The organism is Streptomyces sp. ISL-96, from assembly GCF_018614035.1.
Classification (GTDB): domain Bacteria; phylum Actinomycetota; class Actinomycetes; order Streptomycetales; family Streptomycetaceae; genus Streptomyces.
The window spans coordinates 36444-49827 of sequence record NZ_JAGGPA010000055.1 but is presented as its reverse complement, the minus strand read 5'-3'; the positions used below and the strand labels follow the sequence as shown (position 1 = coordinate 49827).

General features: G+C 67.5%; 9 protein-coding genes. 3 read left to right on the top strand and 6 right to left on the bottom strand.

The window, feature by feature from the left end:
* Positions 1-86 precede the first annotated feature (86 nt).
* A complete protein-coding gene (locus J7E96_RS28990; protein WP_215135621.1) occupies positions 87-1046 on the top strand; it encodes a helix-turn-helix domain-containing protein in 960 nt (319 codons plus the stop codon).
* Between the two features lie 55 nt (positions 1047-1101).
* Positions 1102-1689 (top strand): Uma2 family endonuclease, encoded by a 588-nt coding sequence (locus J7E96_RS28985; RefSeq protein WP_215135494.1) that lies wholly within the window; start codon positions 1102-1104, stop codon positions 1687-1689.
* A 9-nt stretch (positions 1690-1698) separates the two neighbouring features.
* Here J7E96_RS28985 and J7E96_RS28980 read toward each other — a convergent pair whose 3' ends face one another.
* Entirely contained in the window at positions 1699-2229 is a 531-nt protein-coding gene (locus tag J7E96_RS28980) for an excalibur calcium-binding protein (RefSeq protein ID WP_215135492.1), read from the bottom strand.
* Between the two features lie 235 nt (positions 2230-2464).
* Here J7E96_RS28980 and J7E96_RS28975 point away from each other — a divergent pair, with 235 nt between their 5' ends.
* Positions 2465-4552, top strand: coding sequence for a PIG-L family deacetylase (locus tag J7E96_RS28975; RefSeq protein ID WP_215135490.1), 2088 nt, complete (start codon positions 2465-2467; stop codon positions 4550-4552).
* 125 nt (positions 4553-4677) lie between these two features.
* Here the strand turns inward: J7E96_RS28975 and tuf are convergent, their stop codons facing one another.
* The 5 genes from tuf to J7E96_RS28950 all read right to left on the bottom strand — a co-directional run bounded on the left by tuf (position 4678) and on the right by J7E96_RS28950 (position 13339).
* Positions 4678-5871, bottom strand: a complete 1194-nt coding sequence (gene tuf, locus J7E96_RS28970; protein ID WP_215135488.1) for an elongation factor Tu — start codon at positions 5869-5871, stop codon at positions 4678-4680.
* A 148-nt stretch (positions 5872-6019) separates the two neighbouring features.
* On the bottom strand, positions 6020-8149 hold the full coding sequence (gene fusA / locus J7E96_RS28965) for an elongation factor G (protein WP_215135486.1): 2130 nt from the start codon (positions 8147-8149) through the stop codon (positions 6020-6022).
* 38 nt (positions 8150-8187) lie between these two features.
* Entirely contained in the window at positions 8188-8658 is a 471-nt protein-coding gene (rpsG, locus tag J7E96_RS28960) for a 30S ribosomal protein S7 (protein WP_028812383.1), read from the bottom strand.
* Between the two features lie 2 nt (positions 8659-8660).
* A complete protein-coding gene (rpsL, locus tag J7E96_RS28955) occupies positions 8661-9032 on the bottom strand; it encodes a 30S ribosomal protein S12 (RefSeq protein WP_003948652.1) in 372 nt (123 codons plus the stop codon).
* Between the two features lie 407 nt (positions 9033-9439).
* On the bottom strand, positions 9440-13339 hold the full coding sequence (locus tag J7E96_RS28950; protein WP_215135484.1) for a DNA-directed RNA polymerase subunit beta': 3900 nt from the start codon (positions 13337-13339) through the stop codon (positions 9440-9442).
* Positions 13340-13384: the final 45 nt, after the last annotated feature.

The following is a 13384-nucleotide window of genomic DNA, read 5'->3' as shown; positions in this document are numbered from 1 at the left end:
CGACAACCGCACACATGCGACGGCCCCCGGCCGGGACTGGCATCCCGAACGAGGGCCTGACCACCGAGGAAGACGGAACCTTCCCGATGGCTCCCCAGCACCTTAGCGCGCGCTCGCGCGCCTCGTCCGGCGATCGTCGGGCTGCCGCCCGTTCCGGCGTCGTTCACGCCAACTCACGGCACACCAGCCGCTACACCGTCGTCGGCAACCACCTCAGCCAGCACCGCGAACTGACCCTGGTCGCGATCGGGCTCGCCGTACACATCCAGTCGCTGCCCGCCGGGGCCCGTATCGGCATCAAGTTCCTCGCGGCCCGGTTCCCGGAGAGCGAGGCCCGTATCGCCTCCGCCCTGCGGGAGCTGGAGGTCTGCGGCTACCTGAAGCGCTCGCGGGAGCGGTTGGCCAATGGCCGCATCGTCACCCGTACGGTGTCCTGCAACCAGCCGGGGGCGCGGCCCGCCGCCGCTGCTCCGCCCCGGCCCCGGCGCCCGAAGGCGCCCCGGCCCGCCCCCGTCGGCGTACCGGCGGAGCAGGAGGTCACGGCGTACCACTGGCCGGAGCTCGCCGACGTACCACCACCGGAGCAGGAACCGGCTCCGGAACCCGACGCCGACCCGGCCCCCGCCCCCGCGCCCGTGCCGCGACGGGTACCGCCGCCCCTGCCCCAGCCGCTTGCCCAGGACCCCGTCCGCGACCAGGCCGCCCGTGACCTCCTCGCCGGGCTGCGCCGGGACGACCCGCGCCTGACGCTCGCCGAGCGGGACGTGCACCGGCTGGCTCCCGGCGTCGCCGCCTGGCTGGAGCGCAGCACCGCGCCCGAGGCGGTGCGGCAGGCGCTGCGCGGCAACCTCCCGGAGCCGCTCACCAGCCCGGCGGGCCTGGTCGCGCACCGGCTGAGCGCCCTGATGCCGGGGCCGCTCCCGGCCGAGCCCGTCGTCGTACGACCGGATCCGTTCCAGGACTGCGAGGGCTGCGACCGCCCCTTCCGCGCCCCGGAACCCGGCCGCTGCCGCGACTGCCGCCCGGTCGTTCCGGGGGCCGCCTAGCATGAAGGTGACGACCCTTCTTGCCCGGGGACACCGACCACGAGGAGCGAGCGCCATGACCATCGCCCCGGACGACGCACGGCGAGACTCCCGCCAGTACCAGGTGATGCGGGAGTTCGTTCAGGCCATGGACGACACCCTTCCCGGCAAATTCGAGATCACCAAGGAAGGGATCGTCCACGACATGATGTCGCCCGCAAAGCCGCATGAGCTCACCACGCTGCGCGTGCGGAGGCGTCTTGAGAAGGTCCTGCCGGAAGAGCTCGTAGCCCACACGGGGACGCCGGATGTGGAAGAGGCGGCAGAGGGCATCATGCGTCATCCCGACGTGATGGTGATCGCCGAGGCGGACATGGAGGGCGAGGGGTCCTTCGACCCCCGCACGCTCATCGCCGCGATCGAGGTCGTGTCCGGGTCCAACCCGGACAACGACTGGGTCGGCAAGATGCGCGACTATCCGCTGCTCGGAATCCCGGTGTACGCGATCTTTGATCCTCGTACGGGTGCCGGAGCTGTGCTGTCCGACATCCACCCGACACCGGACGGTCCCCGGTACGCGACCCGGAAGGACTTCGTCTACGGCGAGGACGTCACGATCGGCGAGTGGACGATCTCGACGGAGCAGCTGCCGCGCTACCCGTAGCCGCACCGCTCACAGCCGCCTGGCGCGGCGACGTCGCTTGGCGACCACGAAGCCAACGGCCAGAGCGGCGGCACCGGCCGCCAGCCCGAGGCCGTACAAGGTCTCGGCGGTACTGCTGCCGCCTGCGGCCGTACTGCCCGTGCCGCCCCTGACCCCGAGAGTGGGGGACGCAGTGGGCTGAACGGGTGAGGGAGTGGGCGTGGCTGTAGCCGTCGCTGGGGCTGTGGCGGTGGCCGTGGTCGGCACGGGGGCCGGGATTGTGGCTGTGACGGTGGCTGTGGCCGGCGCCGGTGGCGTGGCTGTGGCTGTACCGACTTCGCCCCTGCTGGGCAGCGCCTCGCACGCCACGCCGTCGTCCTCCCCCTGGTCCTCGTCCAGCCCGTGCGGGTCACTGGGGTCCCGGTTGAACTCCGCCTGCGCCTCCTCCTGGAAGGCGAAGTCGCTGCAGTCGAGGTCGGGCTGCGCGTAGGAAACGCCGGACAGCGGTACGGAGGCGGCGGCAACCAGTACCACGGCTGCTGCGGCAGTACGAAGATTCATTTCTCGAACGTAAGCAAGGTGATCTTTCCCTGCCACTCGACTGTGGCAGACAGCGTCACCGGCTGACGCGCCGACGAACCGGGTTGCCCGGCCGAGGCAACCCCGATGCCCGAACAGCCGTCTAGTCCAGCGCGGCCGGTCCCCCGGGGGGTGGGATCGGCGCCTTAAGCGATCGACGGATGTAAGCGCGGCGCGAGCAACGCCCGCTGCGGGGGAAGCGGACGGAGCGCGGCGCGTGACCAGCACGACCGGACGGGGGCCTGCTGCTGCCTGCCCCCAGGACGCCACCACACCGGGCCCCACCAGGCGCGCTCTGGTCGCGTCCGCCGCCGCCCTCACCGCCGGCCTCGCCCTCACCTCGTGCTCCGTCCCCGCCCCGCGCCGCAAGGGCCCCGCCGCCGACCCGGTCCCCGGCAAGCAGATATCCAGCCCCCGGCACGCACTGCTGATGCAGATACTCGCCCACCCGGACGACGACCTGTACTTCATGAACCCGGACACCCGGCAGACGCTGGACTCCGGCGTCCCGCTGGTCTGCGTGTACGTCACCGCCGGTGAGGCCAACGGCGTGAACCGGATACCCGGCGCGGGTCCGCAGCCCGCCGACCGGACGGCGTACTCCTCCGCCCGCCATCAGGGACTGCGTCAGGCGTACGCCGTCCTCCTGGGCCTCCCCCGGTTCACCACGTGGCAGAAGTCCGTGACCACCCTGCGCGGGGACCACAAAGCCGAGCTGAACACCCTCGTCAACGGCGACCGCCGCGTCGAGCTGATCTTTCTCAACCTGGCCATGCACACCTCATGGGGGCGCATGGGTTTACCCAGCCTCTGGGAGGCGCGCGGGCTCTCCCTTCGTACCGTCGTGGCCGACGACTCGCCGCTGGAGAAGGCCGGTTCGTACAGCTACGACGGGCTCATCGACGTACTCGCGGGGCTGATGGAGCGGTACCGCCCCACGGTCGTGCACACCCTCGACCCGGACCCCGACATCCAGCACAGCGACGAAGCCACGCGGCGCCGCGACAGTGAGCAGCCCGGGTACTCCGACCACGCCGACCACACCGCCGTCGCCTCCTTCGCGTGGGCCGCGATGATCCGGCGGGTCGCCGAGGCGACGGAGGGTGGCGGTGACGTGCCCGGCTTCGTCGCCACGTCCTTCCGCGGCTACTACAACCGCCACTGGCCGAAGAACCTCCCCGAGCCGGTGCTCAGGGAGAAGGCGTCCCACCTCGTCCCGTACGGCGGCGCTCCCGACTGGGAGTGCGGGAACGCGGCGGGCTGCGGCGACTACAACGTCGGCGGCGACCGCCCGCTCACCAACCGCAAGGGCTGGGTCCGCTCCACCCACTACCGCTACCCCGGCGCCCGCCCGGTCGTCGCCGCCGGCCCCGACGGGCGTCTGGCGGCGTACGGCGTGCTGGGCCTGCGGGTCGCACGCTGGCGCGAGACGGCGCCCGGCAGCGGCGCGTGGGGCGCGCCGGACGACCTCGGCGGCGGGCCACTGGCGCCCGTGCTGGGCGCGGCGACCCTGCGGGAGGGCCGCCAGCTCCTGTTCGGCCTGCGGTTCTCCGCGCTGGCCGGCCATGGCGCGGCGAATACCCGCGAGATCGTACTGCTCGAACAGCGCAAGGCCGGCAGCGAGTTCGGCGCCTGGACGGGTCTCGGCAATCCGGAGACGGACCACGACCGGGGCCGCCGCATCGGCTCCCCCGTGGCGGTGGCGGCCCCCGACGGCCGGGTCCACCTCTTCGTACGGAACGCGGACAAGGGCATCAGTACGCGCGTCCGGAGCACTGCCGGCCGCTGGAACGCCTGGCGCGACCTCGGCGGCGGCGAGATCCAGGACGGCCTGGCCACGGCGGTGGACGGCGGCGGCCGTGTCCACGTTTTCGCGGCGGGGCACGACACCGTGCACCACTGGACACAGGACGCGCCCGGCAGGCGCGTAGGCCCGCGCCCCGTCACCGGCCTGCCCACCCCGGGTGGCTCCCTCACCACCCTCACCGCCCCCGACGGCGGCATAGACCTGATCTACCGCCGCCCCGCCACGTCCGGCCTCACGACGGCCCGAGTCGGGGGCAGCAGCCCCGTGCGGCTTCGCTTCAAGGGTTACGGCGCGGTGGCCGCCGCATCCGCCCCCACGGGACCGGTTCTCCTGGGCCGCGACCGCAAGGGCCGGGCGCAGCTGCTGGCAGAGGGCCGCCTGATCCGCCGCGAGGACACGCCGGCCTCCCTTGAGGGCCCGACCCTCCACCTCGGCCCGAAGGGCCCGGTAGTGGTCGGCCTGGGCCCGGACGCGACCCCGTGGCTCTGGCGCCCCTAGGAGGACTGCCGCAACGCGGCACTATCCGCCACCGCACGACAGAAGGGCCCCCGCACCGCCGCGAACGACGGAGCAGGGGCCCTTCTTTGGTGCTCATGCAGGAGCAACCAGGTCAAACCAACAAATTACTTGTTGATCTTGGTGACCTGGCCGGCGCCGACGGTCCGGCCACCCTCACGGATGGCGAACTTGAGGCCCTCTTCCATGGCAACCGGCTGAATCAGGTTGACCGTCATGATGGTGTTGTCACCAGGCATGACCATCTCGGTGCCCTCGGGAAGGGTCACAACGCCCGTTACGTCCGTCGTACGGAAGTAGAACTGCGGGCGGTAGTTGTTGAAGAAGGGGGTGTGACGGCCACCCTCGTCCTTCGACAGGATGTAGGCCTGGGCCTCAAACTCGGTGTGCGGCGTAACCGAACCGGGCTTGATGATGACCTGGCCGCGCTCGACGTCCTCGCGCTTGATGCCACGGAGGAGGAGGCCAACGTTCTCGCCGGCCTGACCCTCATCCAGCAGCTTGCGGAACATCTCGATGCCCGTGACCGTGGTGGTGGTCTTCTCTTCCTTGATGCCCACAATGTCAACAGTCTCGTTGACCTTGAGGATGCCACGCTCGATACGACCGGTGACGACCGTGCCACGACCGGTGATCGTGAAGACGTCCTCGATCGGCATCAGGAACGGCTTGTCGACGTCGCGCTCGGGCTGCGGGATCGACTCGTCGACGGCCTTCATCAGGTCGAGGACGGTCTGGCCCCACTCGGGGTCGCCCTCGAGCGCCTTGAGCGCCGAGACCTTGACGACCGGGAGGTCGTCGCCCGGGAACTCGTACTCGGAGAGGAGCTCACGAACCTCGAGCTCGACGAGCTCCAGGATCTCCTCGTCGTCCACCATGTCGGCCTTGTTCAGGGCGACGACGATGTACGGCACGCCTACCTGGCGGGCCAGGAGCACGTGCTCCTTGGTCTGCGGCATCGGGCCGTCGGTGGCCGCGACCACGAGGATGGCGCCGTCCATCTGCGCCGCACCCGTGATCATGTTCTTGATGTAGTCCGCGTGACCGGGGCAGTCGACGTGCGCGTAGTGACGCGACTCCGTCTGGTACTCGACGTGCGCGATCGAGATCGTGATACCGCGCTGGCGCTCCTCGGGAGCCTTGTCGATCTGGTCGAAGGCCGAGGCCTCGTTCAGGTCGGGGAACGCGTCGTGCAGCACCTTGGTAATGGCGGCCGTGAGGGTCGTCTTACCGTGGTCGATGTGACCGATGGTGCCGATGTTGACGTGCGGCTTAGTCCGCTCGAACTTTGCCTTCGCCACTGGGTCCTCCTGCGGAGTGGTTCTGTACGCCTTGCTTCATCGGCGCCAGGTGATCTTTGCTGGGGTGCCAACCGCCGGGATTCTCACACACGGGTCGCGGGGAGAGCCCCGGCGGTTGGGTCAAGCCTAAAGCGTCAACTCGGGGGAGCTACTCGCCCTTGGCCTTCGCGATGATCTCCTCGGCGACGTTCCGCGGAACCTCGGCGTAGGAGTCGAACTGCATCGAGTAGCTTGCGCGACCCGAGGTCTTGCTGCGGAGGTCTCCGACGTAGCCGAACATCTCCGAGAGGGGCACGAGGCCCTTCACGACGCGAGCGCCGCTGCGCTCCTCCATGGCCTGAATCTGGCCACGGCGGGAGTTCAGGTCGCCGATCACATCGCCCATGTAGTCCTCGGGCGTGGTGACCTCGACAGCCATCATCGGCTCGAGGAGCACGGGAGAGGCCTTGCGGGCACCCTCCTTGAACGCCTGCGAACCGGCGATCTTGAAGGCGAGCTCCGAGGAGTCGACCTCGTGGTAACCACCGTCGAGAAGGGTGACGCGAACGCCGACCATCTCGTAGCCGGCCAGGATGCCGAACTGCATGGCTTCCTGCGCGCCCGCGTCCACCGAGGGGATGTACTCCCTGGGGATGCGGCCACCGGTGACCTTGTTGACGAACTCGTACGAGGCGTCGCCACCCTCGATGGGCTCAAGGGCGATCTGCACCTTCGCGAACTGGCCGGTACCACCAGTCTGCTTCTTGTGCGTGTAGTCGATACGCTCGACGGCCTTGCGGATCGTCTCGCGGTAAGCGACCTGGGGCTTGCCGACGTTCGCCTCGACGCGGAACTCGCGCTTCATGCGGTCGACAAGAACCTCGAGGTGAAGCTCGCCCATACCACCGATGATGGTCTGGCCGGTCTCCTCGTCCGAGTGCACCTGGAAGGAGGGGTCCTCCTCCGCGAGCCGCTGGATGGCAACACCCAGCCGCTCCTGGTCACCCTTGGACTTGGGCTCGATCGCGACCTGAATGACCGGCGCCGGGAAGTCCATGGACTCCAGGATCACCGGGTTCTTGTCGTCGCACAGAGTCTCACCGGTGGTGGTCTGCTTCAGACCCATGACGGCGACGATGTCACCGGCACCCACCGAGGGGATCTCCTCACGCTTGTTCGCGTGCATGCGGTAGATCTTGCCGATGCGCTCCTTCTTGCCCTTGACCGAGTTCAGCACCGCGGTGCCGGCCTCGAGGCGACCGGAGTAGATCCGGACGAAGGTGAGCTTGCCCAGGTGCGGGTCGCTCGCGATCTTGAAGGCAAGGCCGGAGAACGGCTCCTCGTCCGACGGCTGACGCTTGACGACCTTCTCCGGGTCCTTGACGTCGTGGCCCTCAATGGCCTCGACGTCCAGGGGAGACGGCAGGTAGCGGACAACGGCGTCGAGCAGGGGCTGGACGCCCTTGTTCTTGAACGCGGTACCGCAGAACACCGGGGAGACGGTGACGGAGTCGGCACTGCCCTTGGAGGCCAGAGTGATACGACGGATGGCGGCGTACAGCTGCTCCTCGGTCGGCTCCTGGCCGTCGAGGTACATCTCCATCATCTCGTCGTCGTGCTCGGAAACAGACTCGAGGAGCTTGCCGCGCCACTCGTCGGCAGCCTCGACGTGCGTCGCCGGGATGTCGACGATGTCGTACGCCTCGCCCTTGGCCGCCTCGGCGGACCAGACGAAGGCCTTCATCGTCACGAGGTCGACAACACCCTGGAAGTCGGCCTCGGCACCGATCGGCAGCTGCATGACGAGCGGGACCGCACCGAGGCGGTCGACGATCATGTCGACGCAGCGGTGGAACTCGGCACCCGTACGGTCGAGCTTGTTGACGAAGCAGATACGCGGCACGCCGTAGCGGTCCGCCTGACGCCAGACAGTCTCGGACTGGGGCTCGACGCCCGCCACACCGTCGAACACGGTGACGGCACCGTCGAGGACGCGGAGCGAACGCTCCACCTCGACGGTGAAGTCCACGTGACCGGGGGTGTCAATGATGTTGATCGTGTGATCAACCTCATTGAGCGGCCAGTGGCAGGTCGTCGCGGCAGACGTGATCGTGATGCCGCGCTCCTGCTCCTGCTCCATCCAGTCCATGGTGGCTGCGCCATCGTGGACTTCACCGATCTTGTAAGACACGCCGGTGTAGAAGAGGATCCGCTCGGTGGTGGTCGTCTTGCCCGCGTCGATGTGGGCCATGATCCCAATATTGCGGACCTTGGCCAGGTCAAGCGAAGTGGTGGCCATAAGGCTCAATCTTCTCTCGGTCTCGATGTGGGTAGCGACTACCAGCGGTAGTGCGCGAAGGCCTTGTTCGACTCGGCCATCTTGTGGGTGTCCTCGCGCTTCTTGACGGCAGCGCCAAGACCGTTGGAGGCGTCGAGCAGCTCGTTCATGAGGCGCTCGGTCATGGTCTTCTCGCGGCGGGCGCGGGAGTAACCCACGACCCAGCGCAGCGCGAGGGTGGCCGCACGACCGGGCTTGACCTCGATCGGCACCTGGTACGTCGCGCCACCGACGCGGCGGGACTTGACCTCGAGCGAGGGCTTGACGTTCTCAAGCGCGCGCTTCAGCGTGATGACCGGGTCGTTGCCGGTCTTCTCGCGGAGGCCTTCCATGGCGCCGTACACAATGCGCTCGGCGGTGGAACGCTTGCCGTCAAGCAGAATCTTGTTGATCAGCGACGTGACAAGAGGAGAGCTGTAGACCGGGTCAATGATGACCGGGCGCTTCGGGGCGGGGCCCTTACGAGGCATTCTTACTTCTCCTTCTTGGCGCCGTAGCGGCTGCGGGCCTGCTTGCGGTTCTTGACACCCTGGGTGTCGAGCGAACCACGGATGATCTTGTAGCGAACACCCGGCAGGTCCTTCACACGGCCACCACGCACGAGCACGATGGAGTGCTCCTGCAGGTTGTGTCCCTCACCCGGGATGTAAGCAGTGACTTCGATCCCGCTGGTCAGACGCACACGCGCGACCTTACGCAGGGCCGAGTTCGGCTTCTTCGGGGTGGTCGTGAACACTCGCGTGCAGACGCCGCGACGCTGAGGGGAACCCTCAAGTGCGGGCGTCTTGTTCTTCTCGACCTTGTCCTGTCGGCCCTTGCGGACCAGCTGCTGGATCGTAGGCACTACTTCTCCGGTTTCTGTGTGCCGATCACTGTGAAACTAACCTGGAACACCTCCGACCCACGCGGTCGGGTGTGTCGAACACTGGAGGCCTCCACCGAAGTGGAGAATTCACAGGTTGCGGCGTGTTTTTCTCCCCCGGCTCCCTTAGCGGACATAAGCACGCGGTGGAGCCAGGACACACCCCAGGCACAAGGTCTGACTGTACCTACCTCATTGACTCCGGTCAAAACAAATGCCGTCCACCCCAACACACCGGACTTCCCGAGCTGTCTCCGCAGGCCGGCCGGCCATTGGGCGGCACGGGGAAAGGCACACAGGCGGCCTCGGAGGGGGCACAGCCGGCCAACGCCGCAGGGCGGCCACCCCGGTGAGGGGTGACCGCCCTGCGGACGTGCTGACACGCACTCTTACTGGTTGTACGGACCGTAGTCGTAGTCCTCCAGCGGGACGGCCTGGCCGGAGCCGGTGCCGAACGGCGAGTAGTCGATGTCGTCGTAGCCGACGGCCGAGTACATCGCGGCCTTGGCCTCCTCGGTGGGCTCCACCCGGATGTTGCGGTAGCGGGACAGACCCGTACCGGCCGGGATGAGCTTACCGATGATGACGTTCTCCTTGAGGCCGATCAGGGAGTCGGACTTGGCGTTGATCGCCGCGTCCGTCAGAACCCTGGTCGTCTCCTGGAAGGACGCCGCCGACAGCCACGACTCGGTCGCCAGCGAGGCCTTGGTGATACCCATCAGCTGCGGACGGCCGGAGGCCGGGTGGCCGCCTTCCGTGACCACACGACGGTTCTCGCCCTCGAAGCGGCCGCGCTCGACGAGCTCGCCCGGAAGCAGCTCGGCGTCGCCCGACTCGATGATCGTCACGCGGCGCAGCATCTGCCGGATGATGATCTCGATGTGCTTGTCGTGGATCGACACACCCTGGCTGTTGTAGACCTTCTGGACTTCGCCGACCAGGTGGACCTGGACCGCGCGCTGACCAAGGATGCGAAGCACGTCGTGCGGGTTGGTGGCACCCACGGTGAGCTTCTGGCCCACCTCGACGTGGTCGCCGTCGGCCACGAGCAGACGGGCACGCTTCGAGATCGGGAACGCCGTCTCGTCGCTGCCGTCGTCCGGGGTGACGACGAGCTTCTTGGTCTTCTCGGTCTCCTCGATACGGACGCGACCGAGCGCCTCCGAGATCGGGGCGACACCCTTGGGCGTACGAGCCTCGAAGAGCTCGACGACACGGGGCAGACCCTGGGTGATGTCGTCACCGGCCACACCACCGGTGTGGAAGGTACGCATCGTCAGCTGGGTACCGGGCTCACCGATGGACTGGGCGGCGATGATGCCGACCGCCTCACCGATGTCGACCAGCTTGCCGGTGGCGAGCGAGCGTCCGTAGCAGAAGGCACAGGTGCCGACCGCGGACTCACAGGTCAGGACCGAGCGGGTCTTGACCTCCTCGACGCCGTGCATGAGCAGCTGGTCGATGAGCACATCACCGAGGTCGACATTGGCCGGCGCGATGACCTTGCCGTCGATGACGACGTCCTCGGCGAGCATGCGTGCGTACACGCTGGTCTCGACATCGTCCGTCTTGCGCAGGACACCGTCGGCGCCCTTGGCCGCGATCTTCAGCTTGAGGCCGCGGTCGGTGCCACAGTCCTCCTCGCGGATGATCACGTCCTGCGAGACGTCCACCAGACGACGGGTGAGGTAACCCGAGTCGGCGGTACGCAGGGCGGTGTCGGCCAGACCCTTACGGGCACCGTGGGTGGAGATGAAGTACTCCAGCACGGACAGACCCTCACGGAACGACGCCTTAATGGGGCGGGGAATCGTCTCGTTCTTGGCGTTCGACACCAGACCGCGCATACCGGCGATCTGACGCATCTGCATCATGTTTCCTCGGGCACCCGAGTCAACCATCATGAAGATGGGGTTCGTCTTCGGGAAGTTCGCGTTCATCGCCTCGGCAACCTCATTGGTCGCCTTGGTCCAGATCGCGATGAGCTCCTGAGTGCGCTCTTCCTTGGTGATGAGACCGCGCTCGTACTGCTTCTGGACCTTCTCGTCCAGCGCCTCGTAGCCCTTGACGATGGCCTTCTTGGCCTCGGGCACGACGACGTCGGAGATGGCCACGGTGACGCCCGAACGGGTCGCCCAGTGGAAGCCGGCCGCCTTCAGGTTGTCGAGCGTCGCCGCCACGATGACCTTGGGGTAGCGCTCCGCCAGGTCGTTGACGATCTCGGAGAGCTGCTTCTTGCCCACCGAGTAGTCGACGAACGGGTAGTCCTCGGGCAGCAGCTCGTTGAAGAGCGCGCGGCCCAGCGTCGTACGGAGGCGGAAGCTGTCGCCCTGCTGGAACTCCTGCTCACCCTCCTCGGCGACCGGCGGCACCCAGCCACGCGGCGGGATGGTGCCCACCGGGAAGCGGATGTCGACCTTCGCCTGGAGCGAGAGCTCGCGGTTGTCGAACGCCATGGTCGCCTCGGCGGTCGAGCCGAAGCTGCGGCCCTCACCGATGACCTTGCGCTCTTCCTCGTCGGTCGTGAGGAAGAACAGGCCCAGCACCATGTCCTGGGTCGGCATGGTGACGGGACGACCGTCGGCCGGCTTCAGGATGTTGTTCGAGGACAGCATCAGGATGCGGGCCTCGGCCTGCGCCTCTGCCGAAAGCGGCAGGTGCACGGCCATCTGGTCACCGTCGAAGTCCGCGTTGAACGCGGTGCAGACGAGCGGGTGGATCTGGATGGCCTTGCCCTCGACCAGCTGCGGCTCGAAGGCCTGGATGCCGAGGCGGTGCAGCGTCGGCGCACGGTTCAGCAGAACCGGGTGCTCGGCGATGACCTCTTCCAGCACGTCGTAAACGACGGTCCGGCCGCGCTCGACCATGCGCTTCGCCGACTTGATGTTCTGCGCGTGGTTGAGGTCAACCAGGCGCTTCATCACGAACGGCTTGAAGAGCTCCAGTGCCATGGCCTTAGGCAGACCACACTGGTGCAGCTTCAGCTGCGGGCCGACGACGATCACGGAACGCGCGGAGTAGTCCACACGCTTACCGAGAAGGTTCTGACGGAAACGACCCTGCTTGCCCTTGAGCATGTCGCTCAGGGACTTCAGCGGGCGGTTACCGGGACCGGTGACCGGACGGCCACGACGACCGTTGTCGAACAGCGCGTCAACGGCCTCCTGAAGCATGCGCTTCTCGTTGTTCACGATGATCTCGGGAGCACCGAGGTCAAGCAGACGCTTCAGACGGTTGTTGCGGTTGATCACACGGCGGTACAGGTCGTTCAGGTCGGAGGTCGCGAAGCGGCCACCGTCCAGCTGCACCATCGGGCGAAGGTCCGGCGGGATGACCGGGACGCAGTCGAGCACCATGCCCTTGGGGCTGTTGGAGGTCTGCAGGAAGGCAGACACGACCTTCAGCCGCTTCAGCGCACGGGTCTTCTTCTGGCCCTTGCCGGTACGGATGATCTCGCGAAGGCGCTCGGCCTCTTCGTTGAGATCGAAGGACTCCAGGCGCTTCTGCAGAGCAGCAGCACCCATCGAGCCGTCGAAGTACGTACCGAAGCGGTCGCGCAGCTCGCGGTAGAGCAGCTCGTCGCCCTCGAGGTCCTGGACCTTGAGGTTCTTGAAGCGGCTCCACACCTCGTCGAGACGGTCGATCTCGCGCTGCGCACGGTCACGCAGCTGCTTCATCTCACGCTCGGCACCTTCGCGCACCTTGCGGCGTACGTCGGCCTTGGCGCCCTCGGCCTCAAGCTCGGCCAGGTCGGTCTCGAGCTTCTTGGCGCGGGCTTCGAGGTCGGAGTCGCGACGGTTCTCGACCTGCTGACGCTCTACGGAGACGTGCGCCTCCAGCGACGGCAGGTCACGCGTGCGGCGCTCCTCGTCCACGAACGTGATCATGTACGCGGCGAAGTAGATGACCTTTTCGAGGTCCTTCGGCGCGAGGTCGAGCAGGTAGCCAAGGCGCGAAGGAACGCCCTTGAAGTACCAGATGTGCGTGACAGGGGCGGCAAGCTCAATGTGGCCCATCCGCTCACGACGCACCTTGGCGCGAGTGACCTCGACGCCGCAGCGCTCGCAGATGATGCCCTTGAAGCGGACACGCTTGTACTTACCGCAGTAGCACTCCCAGTCCCGGGTCGGGCCGAAGATCTTCTCGCAGAAGAGTCCGTCCTTCTCGGGCTTGAGCGTGCGGTAGTTGATGGTCTCCGGCTTCTTCACTTCGCCGTGCGACCAGGTCCGGATGTCGTCCGCGGTGGCGAGGCCGATCCGCAGCTCGTCGAAGAAGTTGACGTCGAGCACTTGTCGTCAATCCCTCTTTCGGGGTCGAGAGTCAATCATGGTCTG

Excerpts from the sequence above, each read along its gene's own strand:
- J7E96_RS28990 (WP_215135621.1), top strand. The coding sequence starts at position 87 with ATGGCTCCCCAGCACCTTAGCGCGCGCTCGCGCGCCTCGTCCGGCGAT.
- J7E96_RS28985 (WP_215135494.1), top strand. The coding sequence starts at position 1,102 with ATGACCATCGCCCCGGACGACGCACGGCGAGACTCCCGCCAGTACCAG.
- J7E96_RS28980 (WP_215135492.1), bottom strand. The coding sequence starts at position 2,229 with ATGAATCTTCGTACTGCCGCAGCAGCCGTGGTACTGGTTGCCGCCGCC.
- fusA (WP_215135486.1), bottom strand. The coding sequence starts at position 8,149 with ATGGCCACCACTTCGCTTGACCTGGCCAAGGTCCGCAATATTGGGATC.
- rpsG (WP_028812383.1), bottom strand. The coding sequence starts at position 8,658 with ATGCCTCGTAAGGGCCCCGCCCCGAAGCGCCCGGTCATCATTGACCCG.